The sequence below is a fragment of the Pseudomonas sp. EL_65y_Pfl2_R96 genome (genome assembly GCF_963970905.1).
In the GTDB taxonomy this organism is placed as follows: domain Bacteria; phylum Pseudomonadota; class Gammaproteobacteria; order Pseudomonadales; family Pseudomonadaceae; genus Aquipseudomonas.
The window spans coordinates 31,468-53,880 of record NZ_CAXAQH010000007.1 but is presented as its reverse complement, the minus strand read 5'-3'; the positions used below and the strand labels follow the sequence as shown (position 1 = coordinate 53,880).

At 61.4% G+C, this 22,413-nt stretch carries 18 protein-coding genes; 13 read left to right on the top strand and 5 right to left on the bottom strand.

From position 1 onward, the window contains the following. The 4 genes from cobN to AACY49_RS09985 all read left to right on the top strand — a co-directional run bounded on the left by cobN (position 1) and on the right by AACY49_RS09985 (position 7,570). A complete protein-coding gene (cobN, locus tag AACY49_RS10000; RefSeq protein ID WP_339523376.1) occupies positions 1-3,924 on the top strand; it encodes a cobaltochelatase subunit CobN in 3,924 nt (1,307 codons plus the stop codon). Between the two features lie 142 nt (positions 3,925-4,066). Continuing rightward, the gene (locus AACY49_RS09995; RefSeq protein ID WP_320394130.1) at positions 4,067-5,074 is read left to right on the top strand and encodes an ATP-binding protein; all 1,008 of its coding nucleotides are present in this window, start codon (positions 4,067-4,069) and stop codon (positions 5,072-5,074) included. 119 nt (positions 5,075-5,193) lie between these two features. Continuing rightward, positions 5,194-5,739: a vWA domain-containing protein gene (locus tag AACY49_RS09990; protein ID WP_258700258.1), complete on the top strand. Its 546-nt coding sequence runs from the start codon at positions 5,194-5,196 to the stop codon at positions 5,737-5,739. A gap of 184 nt (positions 5,740-5,923) precedes the next feature. Continuing rightward, positions 5,924-7,570, top strand: coding sequence for a phospholipase D-like domain-containing protein (locus tag AACY49_RS09985; RefSeq protein WP_339523374.1), 1,647 nt, complete (start codon positions 5,924-5,926; stop codon positions 7,568-7,570). Positions 7,571-7,638: 68 nt separating this feature from the next. Here the strand turns inward: AACY49_RS09985 and AACY49_RS09980 are convergent, their stop codons facing one another. Next, the gene (locus tag AACY49_RS09980; RefSeq protein WP_339523372.1) at positions 7,639-8,088 is read right to left on the bottom strand and encodes a thioredoxin family protein; all 450 of its coding nucleotides are present in this window, start codon (positions 8,086-8,088) and stop codon (positions 7,639-7,641) included. Between the two features lie 350 nt (positions 8,089-8,438). On the opposite strand from AACY49_RS09980, the gene AACY49_RS09975 reads away from it, so the two are divergent. From AACY49_RS09975 to AACY49_RS09940, 8 genes are all read left to right on the top strand, one after another. Further along, on the top strand, positions 8,439-9,287 hold the full coding sequence (locus AACY49_RS09975) for a transporter substrate-binding domain-containing protein (RefSeq protein WP_258700260.1): 849 nt from the start codon (positions 8,439-8,441) through the stop codon (positions 9,285-9,287). Between the two features lie 52 nt (positions 9,288-9,339). Further along, entirely contained in the window at positions 9,340-10,002 is a 663-nt protein-coding gene (locus AACY49_RS09970; protein WP_105341167.1) for an amino acid ABC transporter permease, read from the top strand. A gap of 9 nt (positions 10,003-10,011) precedes the next feature. Further along, a complete protein-coding gene (locus tag AACY49_RS09965) occupies positions 10,012-10,674 on the top strand; it encodes an amino acid ABC transporter permease (protein ID WP_258700261.1) in 663 nt (220 codons plus the stop codon). Next, positions 10,671-11,462 (top strand): amino acid ABC transporter ATP-binding protein, encoded by a 792-nt coding sequence (locus tag AACY49_RS09960; RefSeq protein ID WP_258700262.1) that lies wholly within the window; start codon positions 10,671-10,673, stop codon positions 11,460-11,462. The genes AACY49_RS09965 and AACY49_RS09960 overlap by 4 nt, the downstream gene beginning before the upstream one ends. 31 nt (positions 11,463-11,493) lie before the next feature. Then, entirely contained in the window at positions 11,494-11,883 is a 390-nt protein-coding gene (locus AACY49_RS09955) for a RidA family protein (protein ID WP_018927658.1), read from the top strand. Between the two features lie 173 nt (positions 11,884-12,056). Continuing rightward, positions 12,057-12,821, top strand: a complete 765-nt coding sequence (locus tag AACY49_RS09950; RefSeq protein ID WP_339523363.1) for an IclR family transcriptional regulator — start codon at positions 12,057-12,059, stop codon at positions 12,819-12,821. 39 nt (positions 12,822-12,860) lie between these two features. Further along, positions 12,861-14,078, top strand: a complete 1,218-nt coding sequence (locus AACY49_RS09945) for an amino acid deaminase (protein WP_339523361.1) — start codon at positions 12,861-12,863, stop codon at positions 14,076-14,078. A gap of 158 nt (positions 14,079-14,236) precedes the next feature. Beyond that, on the top strand, positions 14,237-15,169 hold the full coding sequence (locus AACY49_RS09940; protein ID WP_339523359.1) for a sugar kinase: 933 nt from the start codon (positions 14,237-14,239) through the stop codon (positions 15,167-15,169). Positions 15,170-15,311: 142 nt separating this feature from the next. Here the strand turns inward: AACY49_RS09940 and AACY49_RS09935 are convergent, their stop codons facing one another. Then, positions 15,312-15,587 (bottom strand): peptidylprolyl isomerase, encoded by a 276-nt coding sequence (locus AACY49_RS09935; RefSeq protein WP_007933743.1) that lies wholly within the window; start codon positions 15,585-15,587, stop codon positions 15,312-15,314. A 65-nt stretch (positions 15,588-15,652) separates the two neighbouring features. Beyond that, on the bottom strand, positions 15,653-18,190 hold the full coding sequence (locus tag AACY49_RS09930) for a PAS domain-containing hybrid sensor histidine kinase/response regulator (RefSeq protein ID WP_339523356.1): 2,538 nt from the start codon (positions 18,188-18,190) through the stop codon (positions 15,653-15,655). 119 nt (positions 18,191-18,309) lie between these two features. Between AACY49_RS09930 and AACY49_RS09925 the strand changes: the two genes are divergently transcribed. After that, positions 18,310-19,419, top strand: coding sequence for a PilT/PilU family type 4a pilus ATPase (locus AACY49_RS09925; protein WP_320394139.1), 1,110 nt, complete (start codon positions 18,310-18,312; stop codon positions 19,417-19,419). 123 nt (positions 19,420-19,542) lie between these two features. Here AACY49_RS09925 and AACY49_RS09920 read toward each other — a convergent pair whose 3' ends face one another. Both AACY49_RS09920 and hbdH read right to left on the bottom strand, forming a co-directional pair. Continuing rightward, positions 19,543-21,498 carry an acetoacetate--CoA ligase gene (locus AACY49_RS09920; protein WP_339523353.1) on the bottom strand — a complete coding sequence of 652 codons (1,956 nt, stop codon included), beginning with the start codon at positions 21,496-21,498 and terminating at the stop codon, positions 19,543-19,545. 135 nt (positions 21,499-21,633) lie between these two features. Then, complete coding sequence (hbdH, locus tag AACY49_RS09915; RefSeq protein ID WP_095055191.1) at positions 21,634-22,407, bottom strand: 3-hydroxybutyrate dehydrogenase; 774 nt, start codon at positions 22,405-22,407, stop codon at positions 21,634-21,636. Positions 22,408-22,413 lie beyond the last annotated feature (6 nt).

The following is a 22,413-nucleotide window of genomic DNA, read 5'->3' as shown; positions in this document are numbered from 1 at the left end:
ATGCACCTGCTCAGGACCCAGCCCGGCGGCTTCGTGTCGGATGACAACATTGCCGACCTTGGACAAACTCCCGCCGAGCTGGTGATCCTGTGCAGCGGCGATTCCAGCCTGGCGTTGCTCGCCGAAGCGGCGCAGCAGTTGCCCGACGATTACCCGAGCCTGCGCCTGGCCAACCCGATGCAGGTGCAGAATCACGCTTCGGTCGATCTCTACGTCGATGAAGTGTTGCGTCACGCCAAGGTCATTCTGATTTCGCTGCACGGTGGCATCGCCTATTGGCGTTATGGCGTGGAGCGCTTGGTGGCGCTGTCCCAGCGCGGCGTGCAGCTGATTCTGGTGCCGGGGGACGATCGCCCGGACCCGGAACTCAGCGACCTGAGCACCGTGATCTCCGAAGACCGCGACCGGCTCTGGCAGTTTTTGCGCCAGGGCGGCATGAGCAATGCCCTGGATTTTTTCCGCTGTCTGGCCAATCGCTGGCTGGGTCGCGATTACGCTTGGGCCGAGCCACAAACCCTGCCGCGCACCGCGATCTACCACCGGCAAAAAAGCCCTGCTGAACTGAAGGATTGGCAAGCCGACTGGCAGGCTGATCAGCCGGTGGCGGCGGTGCTGTTCTACCGCTCGCACTTGCAGGCGGCGAATACCGGCTTCATCGATATTTTCTGCCAGCGTTTGCAGGCGGCGGGGTTGAACCCGTTGCCGATTGCGCTGGCCAGTTTGAAAGAACCCGGCTGCCTGACGGTGGTCGAGGACTGGCTGGATGAGGTCGAGGCGGGGGTGATTCTCAACACCACCGGTTTCGCCCAGTCCAGCCCTGAAGCGCCGCACTTGCGGCCGTTTCGCCGCAACATTCCGGTGATCCAGGCGATCTGCGCCCAGGACAACGAACCGGGTTGGCGCGCCAGCGAGCAGGGGCTCGGCCCCCGTGACCTGGCGATGCACATTGCGCTGCCGGAGCTGGACGGGCGGATCATCAGCCGACCTATCAGTTTCAAGGACCTGGCTTGGCGCAGCGAGCGCAGTCAGTCGGATGTGGTCTGTTACCGGCCGCAACCCGAGCGCATGGATTTTGTCGCCGAACTGGCGCGGCGCTGGATCGATCTGGCGCGAGTGCCCAACGGCGAAAAACGCATCGCCCTGATCCTCGCCAATTACCCGACTCGTGATGGGCGTATCGGCAATGGTGTGGGGCTCGACACCCCGGCCGCCGCGCTGAATATCCTGCGTGCCCTGCACGCCGAAGGTTATCCGCTACCGGCCGAGTTACCGGACAGCGGCACCGCGCTGATCCAGCAATTGCTCGGTGGCGTCAGCAATGACCTGGACACTATCGATCAACGTCCATGTCAGCAAAGCCTGGCGCTGGATGATTACTTTCTGATGTTCAACGCGCTGCCCGAAACCAATCGTCAGGCCGTGCTGGAACGTTGGGGCTCGCCCGAAAGCGATCCGATGTTCCGTGGCGGGCGAATGATGATTGCCGGCCTGCGCTTCGGCCTGACCTTCGTCGGCATTCAACCGGCCCGGGGTTATCAGGTCGATCCAAGTGCCGTCTATCACGACCCGGACCTGGTGCCGCCCCACGGTTATCTTGCGTTCTACTTCTGGTTGCGCAACACCTACGGCGCCCACTGCGTGATCCATGTCGGCAAGCACGGCAACCTCGAATGGCTGCCGGGCAAGGGTGTCGGGTTGTCGGAAAACTGCTGGCCGGACGCATTGCTTGGGCCGCTGCCGAACATCTATCCGTTCATCGTCAACGACCCGGGCGAGGGCGCGCAGGCCAAACGGCGGACGCAGGCTGTGATCATCGATCACCTGATGCCGCCGCTGACCCGCGCCGAAACCTACGGCCCGTTGCGCAATCTCGAATTGCTGGCCGACGAATATTACGAAGCGCAATTGCTCGATCCGCGCCGCGCCCGGGAGTTGCAGCGCGACATTCTGCAACTGGTGCGCGACACGCACATCGACCGCGAACTGCAACTGGACGAGAAACTCGACAGCGATGCGGATGCGGCGATCTGGCTGCCGCGCCTGGACACGTACCTGTGTGATTTGAAGGAGTCGCAGATTCGCGATGGCCTCCATGTGTTTGGCGAATCGCCGACCGGGCGATTGCGCATTGATACCTTGGTGGCCTTGCTGCGTATTCCTCGCGGCGACGGCCGTGGGGCGCAATCGAGCTTGCTGCGGGCGCTGGCCAAGGCGTTTGCGCTAGGTTTCGATCCGCTGGACTGCGTTTTGGCCGAGCCCTGGAACGGTCCTCGACCGGACGCATTGCTGTCGGTCAGTGATGAGCTGTGGCGTACGGCGGGGGATACCCGCGAACGTCTGGAGCTGTTCGCCGTGCAGTTGATCGAGCAGGCTTTAAATGCCGAGGTCGAACTACTGAACCCTCCTCAAGCCATGCCCGGACCTTGTGGGAACGAGCCACTGTGGCGAGGGAGCTTGCTCCCGTTGGGTCGCGAAGCGGCCCCAAAAAATGGGACTGCTGCGCAGTCCAGCGGGAGCAAGCTCCCTCGCCACAGTGGCTCGCTCCCGCAGGAGGGGGGGTGGTCCGATGTGAACGCCATCATCGACAACCTGCTCGAAGTCGTCGCCCCGCGCCTTGACGCCTGCGGCCCAGCCGAAATGCGCGGTTTGCTCGACGCCCTCAGCGGTCGATTCGTCCCGGCCGGGCCTAGCGGGGCGCCGAGTCGCGGACGGCTGGACGTGCTGCCCACCGGGCGCAATTTCTATTCGGTGGACGTGCGCAACCTGCCGACCACTACCGCGTGGCGCATCGGCTTCCAATCCGCAAACCTGATTCTTGAGCGACACTTGCAGGACCACGGCGACCACCTGCGTCAGCTCGGCCTGTCGGTCTGGGGTACCGCAACCATGCGTACCGGCGGCGACGACATTGCCCAGGCCATGGCGCTGATGGGCGTGCGGCCAGTGTGGGCGACCGGTAGCCAGCGGGTCGATGACTTCGAAATTCTGCCGTTGAGTTTGCTGGACCGGCCTCGCGTGGACGTGACCTTGCGTGTCTCTGGATTCTTCCGGGATGCCTTTGCCAACTTGATCCGGCTGTTCGACGCCGCCGTGCAAGCGGTCGCCGCGCTGGATGAACCGGACGATCTCAACCCGTTGGCGGCCAAGGTGCGTGCCGAGCGTGAAGCACTGCTGGAGTCCGGTCTGGATGAGGAAGCGGCTCGGCGGCAGGCCGGCTGGCGCATCTTCGGAGCCAAACCGGGCGCTTACGGGGCGGGTGTGCAGGGCGCCGTCGACGGTCGCCTGTGGCAACGCCGTGAAGACCTGGCCGAGGTTTACCTGAACTGGGGCGGCTACGCTTACGGCGGTTCCGATGAAGGTACCGCCGCCCGCGAACAGTTTTCCCAGCGTCTGAGCCAGGTGCAGGCAGTGTTGCAGAATCAGGACAACCGCGAGCACGACTTGCTCGATTCCAACGATTATTACCAGTTCCAGGGTGGCATGCTGGCGGCCGTCGAAAGCCTCAGCGGTGCAGCGGCGGCCAGTTATCACGGCGACCACAGTCAGCCGGACTTGCCGAAGATTCGCACGTTGAAGGAAGAGCTGAACCGGGTGATCCGTTCCCGGGCGGCTAATCCGAAGTGGATCGACGGGGTCAAGCGTCATGGCTATAAAGGCGCGTTCGAACTGGCGGCGACGGTCGATAACCTGTTTGCGTTCGACGCCACCACGCAGTTGATCGACGATCACCAGTATGCGTTGCTGGCGGATGCCTATTTGCTCGATCCGGCAACCCGGGACTTTGTTCGCGAACACAATCCCCACGCCTTGCGCGACATGACCGAGCGCCTGCTCGAAGCGCAGCAACGGGGGATGTGGCAGGAGCCGGGTGAGTACCGCGAGGCGCTGGAGAATTTGTTGCTGGATATAGAAGAAGACAGTTAGCGGGATCGTTCCCACGCTCTGCGTGGGAATGCCTCTACGGACGCTCCGCGTTCGGCTGTTGGGACGCAGAGCGTCCCGGGCTGCATTCCCACGCAGAGCGTGGGAACGATCATCATCACCGACCATGACTGAGATTTTGAACATGACCGACACCCCCCATTTCCCGCTCTCCGCCGTGGTCGGCGCCGATGACTTGAAACTCGCGCTGTACCTGACCGCCATCGACCCGAAAATCGGTGGCGTGTTGATCGAGGGCCCGCGCGGCATGGCCAAATCCACCCTGGCCCGAGGCCTGGCGGACCTGTTGGCCAGCGGTCAATTCGTCACTTTGCCCCTGGGCGCCACCGAAGAACGGCTGGTGGGCACTCTCGACCTCGACGCGGCCCTGAGCGAAGGACGCGCACAGTTTTCCCCCGGCGTACTGGCCAAGGCCGACGGCGGAGTGTTGTATGTCGATGAAGTCAATCTGCTGCCCGATCACCTCGTGGACTTGCTGCTCGACGTGGCCGCCAGCGGCACCAACCTGATCGAGCGTGACGGGATTTCCCATCGGCATTCGGCGAAGTTTGTACTGATCGGCACCATGAACCCGGAAGAGGGCGAACTGCGTCCGCAACTGCTCGACCGTTTTGGTCTGAATGTCGCCCTCAGCGGCCATACTGCACCCGCCGAGCGGGGCCAGATCATCCGTCGTCGACTGGATTTCGACAGCGACCCGCAAGGGTTCTGCGCCGAATGGGAAAGCCAGCAGCAGGCGCTGCGCGAGCGTTGCCGGAAGGCGCGTGCCGTACTGGCGAGCATTCCCCTCGACGATGCCGCGCTGGCGCAGATCACCGAGCGCTGCTTTGCTGCCGGCGTTGATGGTCTGCGGGCCGATCTGGTCTGGCTGCGTGCAGCTCGGGCTCATGCGGCATGGCGCGGCGCGAACGCCATCGCCGAAGAAGATATCGACGCGGTCGCCGAATTCGCCTTGCGCCATCGCCGTCGAGCGCATACGACCTCTGCGCCCCAACATTCCCAAGCGCCGCAGCAGACCTCTTCGCAAACCTTGAGCCCGAACGAAGGCCAGGGCCAGTGGGGTGAAATGCCCGCCCAGGCGCTGCCGGTCGGCGCTCGACGTGACGTGCCGAGCTGGCCAAAAAAGCCCTAGGCATTCGCCCTCGATCGGACGCGGGGGCGAATGCCAGACCCCGCGCAGGACGGCTGGATCACGGTAAGCAGGGCAAGCGTCACGCGGCCCGTAGTGGGGCGATCAATTGGCCCGGCACCTTGCTCGATGGTCGACCGCGTCAACGCGACGATGTGCTGTTTCACCTGCGTACTCGCTCCCCCCACGAACTGTGGCTGGTGATCGTCGATGCCTCGGCCTCGACCCGGCGTCATCAGGCGTTGAGCGATGCCAAGGGCCTGTTGGCGCAACTGTTCGACGACGCTTATCGACAGCGTGCGCGACTGGCTTTGCTGACCGCCAGCGGTCATGTGCCGAAGTGGCAGGTGCAAGGGTTGAAAGCCTCTGCGGGTTTACGCCACTGGCTCGAAGGGCTTGGGGCTGGCGGCGGTACGCCGATGCTGGCGGCACTGGGAGAAGCGGGGCACTGGTTGGCGGCACGGCAAAAGCGCTTCCCGGCAGAGCAGCAACGGTTGTTGCTGGTGACGGATGGGCGGCTGAAGGAGTGGTCGGCGTTACCGGCGCTGGATTGCCCGGGGTTGCTGATCGACATCGAGCGGGGGCCGATTCATCTTGGCCGGGCAAAGGTGTTGGCAGCGCAGCTGCAGGTTGATTATCGACATATCGATGAGCTGATTTCAGGTTGAGTTTTATGCTGACAGTGCAGGCCCCATCGCGAGCAGGCTCGCTCCCACATTTGATCTGCGGTGTTCACAAATCCCATGTGGGAGCGAGCCTGCTCGCGATGGCATCACTCGGGTATCGGATAATTACGGTGACCCCGCATCGCTGCCCTATGCTCTGTAAGCAAACCCATCACAGGAGTGACCCATGCGCGTACTAGCCCGCAATGATCAGGACGATTTCCGCGTCAAAGCCTATGCTGGCACCAACGGCGTGCTGTTGGCCATCGACCTGGCCGAACCCCGCCGCAAAGGTCTGCTGGGGTTCGCCATCGAAAAACAGCAAGGCAGCAAACCCTGGCTGTTTCTGTTCAACAGCCTGACCTTTCCCGGCAAGAACCATACGTTCCCCCAATTTCACGCCACCCCCAGCGATACCGCGCCGTTGCAGAAATTTCGCTGGGCCGATTACGCGGTCAATCCGGGCGTGACGATCCATTATCGGGTTCATCTGGCCTACGGCACCGCCGATGCGCCGCAGCTGGGTGAATTTCTCGAAGTGACGCTCACCACGGACAATGGTCTGCCCAACGATCAGAGCGTGATTTTCAACCGGGCGGTGGCTGCCAGCCAGGCGTTCCAGCGCAAGTTCGCCGACCTCGATGCGCAGCTCAGCGCCAACAAGAAACTGCCCATCGAAGCCTGGCCCGACGCGCCGCGACAATGGCTGGAGAACGGCCTGCTCGCACGCTTGCTAGGGTTCATCGAACGGGCCGAGGATGGCCAGTGGGCGTTGGACATCGCGATTTATGAATACCAGTTGCAGGTGATCGTCGATGCAGTGAACGCCGCCTTCGAGCGCGGCGTAAAGGTGCGGGTCCTGTACCACGCCCAACCCGGCGAAGACACCACGGTGCTGAACGAAGCCAGCCTGGAAAAAATCCCGGCGGCGAACAAGCGGGGGCGGGTCACTCACAACATCTTTCACAACAAGTTCATGGTCCTGAGCCGGCTCGACGCAGCCGGGCAGCATCAGCCCGAAGCGGTGCTGTGTGGCAGCACCAATTTCACCGCCAACGGCGTTTATCGTCAGGCTAACGTCGTGCATGTGCTGGACGACGCCCGGATCGGCGCCAGTTATCTGCAAACCTTCGAGCAGGTCTGGGCCACGCCGACAGACGTCGGCGCCACACGGGACTGGCTCACGGAACGCAATCCGATGCAGCCGGACCAGCCGCTGTTCGCCGGCTTCTCCCCGCGCTCGGGCCAGGGCGATTTGCATGAGTTCGTCGAAATCATCAACGGCGCCAAAAAAGACCTGATGTTTGTCACCGCATTCACCCTGCCGGACGAAATACTCAACGCTTTGCTCGGCCAGCCCCACGACGATATCTTGCGTTACGGCCTGCAAAACAGGGTCAGCAGCATCACCGGTTTCCATGCCGACCGCACCGCCGAATTCGCCGCCACCGCGCTGCTCAACACCGGCCTGGAAGGCTGGCTCAAGGAAAACATGAAAGGCCAGAAGGGCAACCTGCTGGTGCACACCAAAGCCATCGTCGTCGACTTCACCAGCGACTCACCGACCATCATCAGCGGCAGCCACAACCTCAGCACCGCGGCCAGCAACGGCAATGACGAGAACTACCTGATCATCCGTGGCAACACCGACCTGGCCGATCGTTACGGCCTGGAACTGCTGCGCTTCTACGAGCATTACCGGTTCCGCTACTTTGCAAAGAAACTGCAACTCAAGCAGGTCCGGCCGTTGGCTCCGGATGACAGCTGGACCGATGACTACTACCAAGAGGGCGATCTGCGGATGTTGTCGCGGCTGCGTTTTTCCGGACGATAAACAGTCTGGCGGGCTAATGCGCAACCTGTGGGAGCGGGCTTGCTCGCGAAGGCGATCGCCCTGACGACTCAAACATTACTCATGAAACGTGCATTCAACAGCCCCTGTGCCCGAGGCGCGGTGCATAAAGTGCTGAAGGTTTTCTGCAGCCACGGCAAGTCATGACGGGGTTTGCGGGCAATCTGTTTGGGCCTGAGCTTGCCGATGTGCTTTTTGAAATCTTCTTCCAGGGTTTCTCGGGTTCCAATCCCCTTGAGCTTTTTCAGCAGTTTCCCTTCCTTGTAAAACAGCACAGTGGGTGTTCCAGTGACATCCGGATGCCGAGGGGACTCGCTCGTACTCAGCATATAGATTTGCGCATGATCCCTATATTGCTCGGCGATCGTGCGGAAAACCGGCTCGGCCATTTCGCAGGCGTAACAGTTTTTATCGCCGAAATACAGGATCACCGGGCGCCAGGTTTTGAGCACCTTGCGGTAGACCGGGGCCATGGTCGGGTGGGTGGTCATCGAACTCATTGAAATCTCCTTTTCAAAGACAATCGAAGGCCTGTTGACGTTAAAGGAGGCGAGCAAGTGGGTCTACTGGCAGAAAATACAGGTGGGTTCCGGTCTTCTTGCCTTATTTTGAATCGCTACGCCTTCAACTGTGGTGCAAGTACCCGTACGTTGTAGCCAACGGTAGCGTTCATTCAGCTGTGCATTTCGTAACGCCTTTTTCGCGCTCATGCGCATCCATTTGATTCAAAACACATTCCAATCCCCCCGGCATTCCGCCCACAACCTGTGGCACACTTTCTGCTGTCTATTCCGTTGTTACATACCTTGTTCCGGTATAGCGGAATAAACATGACCCTGGAGTGCTTGCCATGCATCGCCGACCTTCCTTGTTCAAAGCGTGTGTTTTCTTTCTCGCGGCTTCGGCCGCTGCCGTGGGTGTCGCCCAAGCGGCAGACAGCAAGCTCGACAGCGTGCTGGCCCGTGGGAAGTTGATCGTGGGCACGGGCAGTACCAATGCGCCGTGGCACTTCCAGGGAGCGGATGGCAAGTTGCAGGGGTTTGATATTGATATCGCGCGGATGGTAGCCAAAGGGTTGTTCAACGACCCGAGCAAGGTCGAGTTCGTGGTGCAGTCGTCCGATGCGCGGATTCCGAATCTGCTGACCGACAAGGTCGACATGAGTTGCCAGTTCATCACTGTGACCGCCAGCCGCGCACAGCAAGTGGCGTTCACCCTGCCGTACTACCGCGAAGGCGTGGGTCTGCTGTTGCCGGCCAACAGCAAATACAAGGAAATCGACGACCTGAAAGCTGCCGGTGACGGTGTGATCGTGGCGGTGCTGCAGAACGTGTACGCCGAAGAACTGGTGCATCAGGCGCTGCCCAAGGCCAAGGTCGATCAATACGACAGCGTGGACTTGATGTACCAGGCGGTGAACTCCGGCCGTGCCGACGCGGCGGCCACCGATCAGTCATCGGTGAAATACCTGATGGTGCAGAACCCTGGTCGCTATCGCAGCCCGGCCTATGCCTGGAGCCCACAAACCTATGCGTGCGCCGTCAAACGCGGCGATCAGGACTGGCTGAACTTCGTCAACACCGTCCTGCATGAAGGCATGACGGGCGTTGAGTTCCCGACTTATGCGGCGTCGTTCAAGCAGTGGTTCGGTGTCGATTTGCCGACCCCAGCCATCGGTTTCCCCGTCGAATACAAATGATCCCGTGAGAGCGGGGCGCCGATAACGCGCCCCGCTCAAGGTACTGCTGACCATGAACTATCAGTTGAATTTTGCCGCCGTCTGGCGCGATTTCGACACCTTGCTGGCGGGGCTCGGTCTGGGGCTTGAACTGGCGCTGGTGTCGATCGCCATCGGCTGCGTGATCGGCCTGCTGATGGCGTTTGCTTTGCTGTCGAAGCACCGCGCATTGCGGGTGCTGGCGTCGGTGTATGTGACGGTGATCCGTAATACGCCGATTCTGGTGTTGATCCTGTTGATCTACTTCGCGTTGCCGAGCCTGGGGATTCGTCTGGACAAGATTCCGTCGTTCATCATCACCCTGTCGCTGTATGCCGGGGCGTACCTGACCGAAGTGTTTCGCGGTGGTCTGTTGAGCATTCCCAAGGGGCTACGTGAAGCCGGCCTGGCCATCGGGCTCGGTGAGTGGCAGGTCAAGGCGTACATCACCGTGCCGGTGATGCTGCGCAATGTGCTGCCGGCCCTGTCGAACAACTTCATTTCGCTGTTCAAGGACACCTCGCTGGCGGCGGCGATTGCCGTGCCGGAGCTGACCTATTACGCGCGCAAGATCAATGTCGAGAGCTACCGGGTGATTGAAACCTGGCTGGTGACCACAGCGCTCTATGTTGCGGCCTGTTACCTCATTGCCATGATGCTGCGTTACCTCGAGCAGCGTCTGGCGATTCGCCGATAGGAGGCCCCCATGTACGAATCCCCCAGTTGGCTACATGAATTATGGGTGGCGCGGGAAGTCCTGTGGCAGGGCTTTCTGACCAGTGTGCAGTGCTCGGCGCTGGCGATTTTGTTGGGCACGCTGGTCGGCATCGTTGCAGGTTTAGTGCTCACCTACGGCACGTTCTGGATGCGCGCGCCGTTCCGGTTTTACGTCGACATCATTCGCGGCACGCCAGTGTTTGTATTGGTGTTGGCCTGCTTCTACATGGCGCCGACATTGGGCTGGCAAATCAGCGCATTCGGGGCCGGCACCCTGGGGCTGACACTGTTCTGCGGCTCCCACGTTGCGGAGATTGTGCGCGGCGCATTGCAGGCGCTGTCCAGAGGCCAGATGGAAGCGAGCAAGGCCATCGGCCTGACGTTTTACCAGGCGCTGGGCTACGTGTTGTTGCCCCAGGCGCTGCGGCAGATTCTGCCGACCTGGGTCAACTCGTCCACCGAGATCGTCAAGGCGTCGACCTTGTTGTCGGTGATCGGCGTCGCCGAGCTGCTGCTCAGCACCCAGCAGATCATCGCCCGGACGTTCATGACCCTGGAGTTTTACCTGTTCGCCGGATTGCTGTTTTTCGTCATCAACTACGCCATCGAATTACTCGGCCGGCACATTGAAAAGCGGGTGGCCTTGCCATGACACAAGCTCAAGTTTCGACACAGGATCAAGCGCTGCTGGACATCCGCGGCCTGCACAAACAATACGGCCAGCTCGAAGTGCTCAAGGGCGTCGACCTGACCATGCAGCGCGGCAACGTGGTCACGCTGATCGGCTCCAGCGGCTCGGGCAAGACCACGCTGCTGCGTTGCGTGAACATGCTCGAAGAGTTCCAGGGCGGGCAGATTCTGCTCGACGGCGAATCCATCGGTTATCACGAGGTCAACGGCAAGCGCGTGCGCCACCCGGAAAAAGTCATCGCCCGCCATCGGGCCATGACCGGCATGGCCTTCCAGCAATTCAATCTGTTCCCGCACCTCACTGCGTTGCAGAACGTCACCCTCGGGTTGCTCAAGGTCAAAAAGCTGCACAAGGATGAGGCGGTGGCGCTGGCGGAAAAATGGCTGGAGCGGGTAGGGCTGCTGGAACGTCGCGATCATTACCCCGGTCAGTTGTCTGGTGGCCAGCAACAGCGCGTGGCGATTGCCCGGGCGATTGCGATGAACCCGAGCCTGATGCTGTTCGATGAAGTCACCTCGGCCCTCGATCCGGAGCTGGTGGGCGAAGTGCTGAGCGTGATCAAGGGCCTGGCCGAAGACGGCATGACCATGTTGCTGGTGACCCACGAAATGCGCTTTGCCTTCGAGGTGTCGGACAAGATCGTGTTCATGAATCAGGGGCGGATCGAAGAGCAGGGGCCACCCAAGGCATTGTTCGAACGCCCGCAGTCGCCGCGACTGGCAGAATTTCTCAAGAGTACCCGCTTTTAAGCATTCACTTTTTTAATCAGGAGAAACACCCATGAGCATTACTCGTTACGGCACCGGTAGCACCGCCGGTGGCGGCCAGCCCCGTCCTTTCGCCCGTGCCGTCGAAGCTGATGGCTGGTTGCACGTGTCTGGCCAGGTTCCGGCGGTGGATGGCGAAATCATCGTGGGCGGGATTGTCGAGCAGACTCACCAGACCATGAAAAACCTGATTGCGATTCTGGAAGAAGCCGGTTATGGGCTCGAAGATGTTGTCCGTACCGGCGTGTGGCTGGAAGATCCGCGGGATTTCTGGAGTTTCAACAAGGTGTTCTCCGAGTACTTCAAAAGTGAACACGCCCCGGCCCGGGCCTGTGTACAGGCGAACATGATGGTCGATTGCAAGGTCGAGATTGATTGCATTGCCTACAAGAAGAAGGCCTGAACCGCGGCGCGCCCATCGCGGGCAAGCCACGCTCCCACAGGGATTGATGATGTGCCTGCAATCTGTGGCAGCACATAGAACCCTGTTGGAGCGGGCTTGCCCGCGAAGGCGGCCTAACGGTCGCCACCGCACTCTGGGTAAACTCCCGGCACTTTGAATGGGAACCTGAAGACATGACCGAAGACACCATCAAGCGCCGGGCTCGCGGTCTGGATCGGGCGTTCGACATCCTCGATTTCCTCAAGGAAATCGGCCAGCCCCTGCGCCCGAATGAAATCGCCAGCGGCATCGGCAGCCCGAAATCCACGGTCTATGAACTGGTCGCGTCCTTATTGGAGCGGCGCATCCTCGAGCCCGTGGGCAAGGACGGTCACGTTTACCTCGGTCGTCAGCTGTACTTCCTCGGGCAGGCGCACTTGCGTCATTTCGACCTGGCCCGCGAGGCGGATCATGCCTTGCAGGAAATCGTCAGCCAGACCCGCGAAACCGCGCAGATGTGCCTGCTCAACGGGCGCAAATACACCGTGGCATTGATGAAGGAGGGCGAGCGGCATTTCCGTATTTCCTCGGACATCGGTGAAAACGCGCCGATTCCCTGGACCGCTTCCGGACGCTTGCTGCTGGCGCACCTGAGCGATCAGCAAGTCGTCGATTTGATCGACCCCGACGACTTCATCCTGCCCGACGGCGAACGCCTGCCGCTGGAGCGGTTTCTCGAGGAAATCCGCCAGGCCGCCATCGACGGATTCTTTTCCTTCGACAGCGTCGCCGACACCTTTACCCATTGCTTCGCCGCCCCGGTCAAAGACCCGAACGGCGTGGCCATCGCGACCCTGTGCATCGTCGCCCCACGGGCCGATGCGAAGAACAATTACAACGACTATCGTCGGGTGTTGATCGACAGCGCCAACAGTCTCGCCCGGCGTATCAACGAATAACGGCGGCTGCCTGCGGCCGCGTGTGTGAGGAGATCGACCATGTCTACTGCCATCAATACCGCCGCCGTGGAGAAGGGCGACGCCCAAACCGGCGCCAATCTGGTGCGGGACGTCAGCCTGCCGGCGCTGGTGCTGCACCGCGACGCGCTGGAACACAACATTCGCTGGATGCAGGACTTCGTCAGCAACAGCGGCGCGGAACTGGCGCCCCACGGCAAAACCAGCATGACCCCGGCGCTGTTTCGTCGCCAACTGGACGCCGGTGCCTGGGGCATCACCCTGGCCAGTGCCACGCAAACCCGCGCGGCTTACGCCCATGGCGTGCGCCGGGTATTGATGGCAAACCAGTTGGTCGGCACGCCGAACATGGCGCTGATCGCCGATCTGCTGGCCGATCCGACCTTCGATTTCTATTGCATGGTCGATCACCCGGATAACGTCGCGGACCTCGGCGCGTATTTCGCTTCGCGCGGCGTGCGCCTGAACGTGATGATCGAGTACGGCGTGGTCGGCGGTCGTTGCGGTTGCCGCACCGAAGCCGAAGTGCTGGCGCTGGCCAAGGCGATCGCGGCTCAACCGGCACTGGCATTGACCGGCATTGAGGGGTACGAAGGGGTGATTCATGGCGATCACGCGGTGAGTGGCATCCGCGAATTCGCCGCCTCCCTGGTGCGTCTGGCGGTGCAGTTGCAGGACAGCGGCGCGTTCGCCATTGCCAAGCCGATCATCACGGCGTCGGGTTCGGCCTGGTACGACCTGATCGCCGAGTCGTTCGAAGCGCAGAATGCCGGCGGGCGTTTTCTCAGCGTGTTGCGCCCCGGCAGTTACGTGGCCCACGACCATGGCATTTACAAAGAAGCGCAATGTTGTGTGCTCGACCGTCGCAGCGACCTGCACGAAGGGTTGCGCCCGGCGCTGGAAGTCTGGGCGCATGTGCAGTCGTTGCCGGAACCGGGTTTTGCGGTGATCGCCTTGGGCAAACGCGATGTCGCCTATGACGCCGGTTTGCCGGTGCCGTTGCTGCGTTACAAGGCTGGTGTGGTGCCGGCAACCGGCGATGATGTGAGTGCCTGCAAGGTGACGGCGGTGATGGACCAGCACGCGTTCATGACCGTGGCGCCGGGGATTGAGTTACGGGTGGGCGATATCATTTCGTTCGGTACTTCGCACCCGTGCCTGACGTTCGACAAGTGGCGTATTGGGTGTCTGGTGGATGAGCAACTGAATGTCATCGAAACCATGGAAACCTGTTTTTAAGGTTTCCAGACCGAGGTGCGGCCATCGCGGGCAAGCCCGCTCTCACAGGTTTTTTGGTGTGGTTGCAATTTGTGGCAATTCACAAATCCCTGTGGGAGCGGGCTTGCCCGCGATGACGGCCTACCAAACAACATCGCAATACCAGAGCCCCCACAACCATGAACAATATCAGCCCCCTCGGCCCCAACTCCCCGCGCATCGCCCTGATTGGCGAGTGCATGATCGAATTGCAGCAGCGCGCCGATGGCACGCTGCAACAAAGCTTCGGCGGCGATACCCTGAACACCGCGGTCTATCTGGCCCGTGAGCTGGGCGATGGCGGCACGGTGGATTACGTCACCGCCCTGGGCGATGACAGTTTCAGCGATGCGATGTGCCAGAGTTGGGCCAGCGAAAACATTGGCCTGGGCATGGTCCAGCGTTTGCCCGGTCGCTTGCCCGGCCTGTATTGCATCCAGACCGACGCGGCCGGCGAGCGGCGTTTTCTCTACTGGCGCAACGAAGCGGCTGTGCGCGATTGCTTCACCACCCCGGCGGCCGCGCCGATCCTGGCAGCGCTACCGGATTACGACGTGTTGTATTTCAGTGGCATTACCCTGGCGGTGCTCGGGGAGCAGGGGCGGGAAAAACTTCTGGAAACCCTGATCGAAGCCCGGCAGCGGGATGCGCGGATCGTGTTCGACAACAATTATCGACCACGCCTGTGGGCGTCGATTGAAGAGGCTCAGGCGGCTTATCGCAGCGTTCTGCCTTATGTCGACCTGGCGTTGCTGACGGTTGATGACGAGCAAGCGCTGTTCCACTTTTCCGATTGCGCGGCAGTGTTTGCCGCTTACGAACAGATGGGCACGCCCGAAGTGGTGCTCAAGCGCGGTGCCGAGGCGTGTCTGATTCGCTGTGACGGTGAGTCGTTCGAAGTGCCGGCGCAGGTGGTCGAACGGGTGGTGGACACCACGGCGGCGGGGGATTCGTTCAGCGCGGCGTATCTGGCGTGTCGGCTCAAGGGCTGCAGCCCGGTCGAGGCTGCCGAGGCCGGGCATCGGTTGGCGAGTCGGGTGATTCAAGTGCCGGGGGCGTTGATCCCGAGATAAGCGGTGGATGGCCGCTTGCTGCGCAACCGGATCGCGGGCAAGCCCGCTCCCACAGGGATTTGTGAGTTACCCACGATTGCAGTCACATCACCGCACCCTGTGGGAGCGGGCTTGCCCGCGATGAGGCCCTGAAGCCAACCCCTCAATCTCGGTAAAACACCTGCACCAGGTGATACCCGAACTTGCTCTTGATCGGCCCATGCACCACCCGCAGCGGTTTTTTGAAGATCACCGCATCGATCGCCCCGACCATCTGCCCGGGCCGCACTTCGCCAAGATCCCCGCCGCGTTTGCCGGACGGGCACGTGGAGTATTTCTTGGCCAGCACATCGAAGGCTTCGCCCTTGGCGATGCGTTGTTTGAGCTGCTCGGCTTCTTCCGAGGTTTTCACCAGAATATGGCGGGCTTGGGCTTTCATTGGCAGTACCTTGCAACGGTGGTGGCTATGTTGGTGCCAGCGTGGGCGCGCGATTATGCCTTAACTCAGCTGGCTTGGCCGATCATCGTGCGAATCTTGTTGGCCAACAGGTCAATGGAAAAGGGCTTGGCCACCATGTCCATGCCTTCCTCCAGAAAACCCTGGCGTTCGGTGGCCTTCTCCGCATAAGCGGTCATGAACAGCACCTTGAGGTCCGGGCGGTGCTGACGAGCGATTTCCGCCAGTTGCCGACCGTTCATGCCCGGCAGCCCGACATCGGTCACCAGCAGATCGACCCGCAGGTCGGATTCCAGCAAGGGCAGGGCGCTCTTCGCGTCTTCGGCTTCATGGGCGTGATAACCCAGTTCATTGAGCAGGTCGAGCACCAGCATGCGCACCGCCGGATCGTCTTCCACCAACACCACGGTTTCACCGGCAACCGCTGCCGGTGTTTCGCCGGTGACCGGCACCAACGTGGGTTCCGGCACCGCGACGTGCAACCGTGGCAAATACAGGCGAACGCAGGTGCCCTGGCCCGGCAGGCTGTGCAGGCTGACGTGCCCGCCCGACTGCTGGGCGAAACCATAGATCATCGACAGTCCAAGGCCGGTGCCCTGGCCGATAGGTTTGGTGGTGAAGAACGGGTCGAAGGCCTTGGCCAATACCGACGGGGTCATGCCGGCGCCATTGTCGCTGACGGCAATCATCAGGTAATCCCCGGCCCTGACTGGTTCCAGGGGAGTGATGTCGCTGCCGTCGAGGTGAACGTTGGCGGTTTCGATCAACAACTCGCCGCCGTCGGGCATCGCATCCCGGGCATTGATGACGAGGTTGAGCAAGGCGTTTTCCAGTTGACTGACGTCAGTGCTGACCGGCCAGACCTCATCGGCCAGCTTCAGTCTGAGTTCGATGTGATCGCCCTTGGTCCGGCTGAGCAAGTCTTCCAGAGAATGCACCAGATGATTGGCATTCAGCGGCTTGCGATCCAGCGACTGACGCCGGGAGAACGCCAGCAGGCGATGGGTCAAGGCGGCGGCGCGGTGGGCCGAGGACACCGCGGCCTCGGTGAAGCGACCGACCTCGGCGGCACGCCCGTCGGCGATGTAGCGTTGCATCAAATCGAGACTGCCGATGATCCCGGTGAGCATGTTGTTGAAGTCATGGGCGATGCCGCCGGTGAGCTGTCCGACCGCTTCCATTTTCTGCGCATGCCGCAAGGCGTCTTCGGCGCGCTCGCGCTCGAACATCTCGTTCTGCAGCCGCTGGTTGGCTTCGGCCAGTTGCCGGGTGCGGGCGCTCACACGTTCTTCAAGGGTTTCGTTGAGGTTGCGCAGGGCTTCTTCAGTCTGTTTGCGCTCGGTCTCGTCGATCACGAAGATGTAGAAACCATTCACCGCGCCGTCCGCGCCATGGCGTGGCAGGTAGTTCATCAAGGCCTGGCGGGTGCTGCCATCGCGGTGCGCGGCGCTGATGCTGAAACTGCAGGCCTTGCCTTTCAACGCCTCGGCAATGTATTCGGCGCGCAGGGCATAGGCTTCGTCGCCCAGCACTTCACGGACGGTGCGGCCGTAAAGCTCCTGGGGCGTCAGGCCGTACCATTCCAGGTAGGCGGCATTATTGAGGCGAAAGCGCTCCTCGCTGTCCACATAACTGATCAGGATCGGCATGGCGTTGATGATCAGTTGCAGCTCGGTCTGGCTCTGGCGCAAGGCCTGTTCGATGTGTTTGCGTTCGGTCAGGTCCAGCGCCGCGCCGAGGAAACGGATCGGCCGGCCATGGTGGTCCTTGTAGCAACGGCCTCGGGCAAACACCCAGCGCAACTGGCCGTCGGCTTGCAGCAAGCGATATTCCTCGGCGTATTCGCTGCCATGGGTGATGCAGTGCTTGATGCTGCGGGCAATCATCGCGCGGTCTTGCGGGTGTACGCCGTGGAGGTAATCGCTGATGGGCAACTGGCTGGCCAGGCCTGCGTCGACGCCATGCAATTGGGCGAAATGGGCGTCGGCGATGAAACGGTCTTCGCCGATGTCCCAGTCCCAGGTACCGACGGCATCGGTGGCGGCCAGCGCCAGTTGTAGGCGCTGCTCGGTTTCCTGCTGGGCCTTGAGGCTGGCGGCGGAGCGTTGCTCAAGTTCCAGAGCGATGCGGCGGCGTTCGTTGGTTTCGATGGCCGTGACCAGAATCCCGGCGACCTCAGCGTTTTCATTGCGAATGGGGCTGTAGGTCAAATCCAGCCAGAAGTCGGAATCTCGCCCGTCGCGCTGCAAGGTAAAGCGCTGTTCGCTGTAGGTTCGCACCTGGCCCTGTAGGACGGCGCTGTAAATCGGGTCGGTAAAGTCTTTGAGTTCAGGCCAGATCAGGTGTGTCGGCTGTCCGAAAGCGTGAGGGTGTTTGCTGCCGGCGAGGAAGGCGAAGCCGTCGTTGTAGATCTGGGTGAGCTGCGGGCCCCACAGCAACAGCATCGGCATCGGTGAATGAATAACGATATCCACGGCGGTGCGCAGGCTCTGCGGCCAGTGATCGGCGGCGCCCAGCGGGTTGCTTGTCCAGTCCAGTCGGGCAATCAGGGCCTGGGCATCGCTGGCGGTTGGTGGTGCGTTCATCAACATGTCCTGCGCGTGAGTCAGTGTGGCGGCGTCTACTATCCTTGCAGGGCGGTAGACGCTGGATGACCCGTTTTGGGTCATTTTTTCAATTGAATGCTTCGCGGGTGTTTTTTGCCATGGAAATCGATGCGCTGTTGCAAATTCTGGCCAGCCGCAATGGCTCCGATCTTTACCTGTCCACGGGCGCGCCACCCAGCGCGAAATTTGACGGTGTGCTCAAACCCCTGACTGATCAACCGTTCAAGCCGGGAGAAGTGGCGGCCATCGCCGCGTCCATCATGGACGCCGAACAGCGCCTGGAGTTCGATCGGGACCTGGAAATGAACCTGGCGCTTTCCCTGCCCGGGGTCGGGCGTTTCCGGCTCAGTATCTTCAAGCAGCGCAATGATGTGTCGATTGTGGCGCGCAACATCAAACTCGACATTCCACGTTTTGAAGACCTCAAGCTGCCGCCAGTGCTGCTCGAAACCGTGATGCTCAAACAGGGGCTGATACTGTTCGTCGGTTCGACCGGTTCGGGTAAGTCGACCTCGCTGGCGGCGCTGATCGATTACCGCAATCGCCACAGCAGCGGCCATATCATCACCATCGAAGACCCGGTCGAGTTCATCCATCGGCACAAGAAGTCTATCGTCAATCAGCGTGAGGTTGGCGTCGATACCCGCAGTTTTCATGCTGCATTGAAAAATACCCTGCGCCAGGCACCGGACGTGGTGCTGATCGGCGAGATCCGAGACCGCGAAACCATGGAGCACGCGCTGGCGTTTGCCGATACCGGTCATCTGGTGATTTCCACCTTGCATGCGCATAACGCCAATCAGGCGTTGGATCGGGTGATCAATTTCTTTCCCGAAGAGCGCCGTGGGCAGTTGCTCAACGACCTGGGTAACAACCTCAAGGCGTTTGTTTCCCAGCGTTTGGTGCGCACCCGCGATGGGCAACGCCGGGCAGCGGTGGAAGTGATGGTGGGCACGCCGACTATCGGCGACCTGATCCGGCGCAACGAGTTTGGCGAGCTCAAGGGGATCATGGAGAAGTCTTCGGAGGCGGGGATGCAGACGTTTGACGGGGCACTGTTCGCGCTGTTTGCCGAGGGCGCGATCGATGAGGCAGAGGCGCTGAAACATGCGGACTCGGTGAACAACTTGCGCCTGCGCCTGAAAATGCACGCCGAGGCCACGCCCGGGCCCCATACACCGCCGGGTGAATGGGGTTTGGTGGACTAATGCCGGCAACGACGATCAAATGTGGGAGCGGGCTTGCTCGCGAAAGCGGTCTATCAGCCAACATCAATGTTGAATGTGAAATCGTCTTCGCGAGCAAGCCCGCTCCCACAGGGGGTCTACGTTTCAATCGTTCAATTCGGGGCGGTCGCGAAACTGCTCCAGCGCTTCGGGATTGGCCAGTGCATCGGTGTTCTTCACCTTCTGGCCATGCACCACATTCCTCACCGCCAGCTCGACCACCTTGCCGCTGATGGTCCGCGGAATGTCCGTCACCGCGACAATCTTCGCCGGTACATGCCGTGGTGTGGTGTTGGCGCGGATAACCTGACGAATCTGTTGTTGCAGGGCTTCGTCCAGCTCGACACCGTCACGCAACTTCACGAACAGCACCACTCGCACGTCATCCTGCCATTGCTGACCGATGGCCACGCTGTCCAGCACCTGCGGGACTTTCTCCACCTGACGGTAGATTTCCGCCGTGCCGATGCGTACGCCGCCGGGGTTGAGCACCGCGTCGGAGCGGCCGTGGATAAGCATGCCGCCGTGAGGCAGTTGCTCGGCGTAGTCGCCTTGGGCCCAGATGCCGGGGAACAGGCTGAAATAGGATTTTCGTAGCTTCTCCCCGTCAGCGTCATGCCATAAGCCGATGGGCATCGCCGGAAAATGTCGGGTGCACACCAGTTCGCCTTTTTCCCCAATCACTGGCTGCCCGGCGTCGTTCCACACTTCGACCGCCATGCCCAGGCTTTTGCACTGCATTTCGCCACGGCGTACCGGCAGCACCGGATTGCCGATCACAAAGCACGAAACGATGTCGGTGCCGCCGGACATCGAAGACAGGCACAGGTCGGACTTGAACGCACGGTAGACGTAATCGAAGCTTTGCGGGGACAGCGCGGAACCGGTGGACAGCACGGTTTTCAGGCTGCTCAGGTCATGACTTTCGCACGGCTTCACGCCATTGCTTTCCAGCGCGGTGAGGAACTTGGGGCTGGTGCCGAAGACGTTGATGCGTTCGTCGTCGATCAGGTCAATCAAGCGCTCCGGACCAGGATGAAATGGCGAGCCGTCGTACAGCACCACAGCGCTGCCGACAGCGAGGGCCGAAACCAGCCAGTTCCACATCATCCAGCCGCAGGTGGTGTAGTAGAACAAACGGTCGCCGGCGCCGAGATCGGTGTGCAGGCCATGTTCCTTGACGTGTTGCAGCAGTACGCCACCGGTACTGTGAACAATGCACTTCGGCACGCCGGTGGTGCCGCTGGAATAGAGGATGTACAGCGGATGAGCGAAGGGCACGGACACGAATTGCGGCTCGCCGCCCGGGTCGTAAAAATCGTCCCACAGCGTGACGTTGGCCTGGCTATGGAAGTCCTCGATGCGCGCCTCGGGTCGTGCGTAAGGCACGACGATCAACTGCTGCAAGGACGGCAGTTGTCCCAGGATTTCATTGACCTTGGTGGTCTGGTCGATCTCTTTGCCGGTGTAGCGGTACCCGGCGCAGGTGATCAGCACTTTCGGCTCGATCTGGCCGAAGCGGTCGATCACCCCGTGGGTACCGAAGTCGGGTGAAGAACAGGACCAGATCGCGCCCAGACTGGTGGTGCCAAGCATCGCCACCAGGGTTTGCCAGGTGTTCGGCATGCACGCGGCCACGCGGTCGCCAAGGCCGACACCGGCGGCTTTCAGGCCGTTTTGAAAACCGGCGACATGGCTCGCGAGTTCGGCCCAGGTCAGTTGTTCCCGTTGGCCGTTTTCGCCGATGGCCACCACTGCCACGGCATCGTCGCGACGGCGCAGCAAGTGCTCGGCGAAATTCAGCGTGGCGCCGGGGAACCACTGGGCGCCGGGCATTTGTGCGCCCTCTATCAGCACCGCGTCTGGCTGATCGTGAAAACGGATGTCGAAGAAATCGACGATCGCCTGCCAGAAAGCTGCCCTCTGATCGATGCTCCATTGGTGCAAGGCAGGGTAGCCGGCGATCTCAAGGGTATGGCGCTGATTGACGAAGCGCCGGAAGGCCTCCATGCGGGTCTTGCCGATGCGCTCGGTGCCGGGTTGCCAGAGAATGTCGGACATGGCTTGGCCTCTCTCGTTCCCACGCTCTGCGTGGGAATGCCTCAATGGACGCTCCGCGTCCGCTTTGGGACGCGGAGCGTCCCGGGCTGCATTCCCACGCAGAGCGTGGGAATGATCATGCAGGCTGGCGACTGGTTACTGCGCCAACCACCCACCATCAATATTCCACGCAGCGCCCCGCACTTGGCTACCGGCTTCGCTGCATAAAAACAGCACCAACTCACCCAGCTGCGGCGGGGTCACGAACTCCAGCGACGGCTGCTTCTCGGCCAGCAAATCATGTTGCGCCTGCTGCGGCTCGATCCCGGTCGCGGCGCGATCATCGATCTGCTTCTGCACCAGCGGCGTCAGCACCCAACCCGGGCAGATGGCGTTGCAAGTGACGTTCGTCGTAGCGGTTTCCAGACCGACCACCTTGGTCAGGCCGATCACACCATGCTTGGCCGCGACGTACGCCGCCTTACCCACCGAACCGACCTGGCCATGCACCGAAGCGATGTTGATGATCCGTCCCCAGCCCTTGGTGCGCATGCCCGGCAAGCTCAAACGGGTGCTGTGAAACACCGACGACAGGTTGATCGCAATGATCGAGTCCCAGCGCTCCACCGGAAAATCTTCCACCGACGCCACGTGCTGGATGCCCGCGTTGTTGACCAGGATATCCACGCCGCCGAACTCACGCTCGGCGTACTCGATCATGTCGGCGATCTGCGCCGCGTCGCTGACGTCGGCTGGATGATGGCCGACCTTGCCGCCGAATTGCTCCACTTCGGCAATCACCCTGGAGGCATCGCCGAAACCGTTGAGAATCAAGTTGGCGCCGGCCTTGGCCAGGCTCAGGGCGATCCCCAGGCCAATGCCGCTGGTGGAACCGGTGACCAGTGCGGTCTTGCCCGAAAGAGTCGTCATGAATAC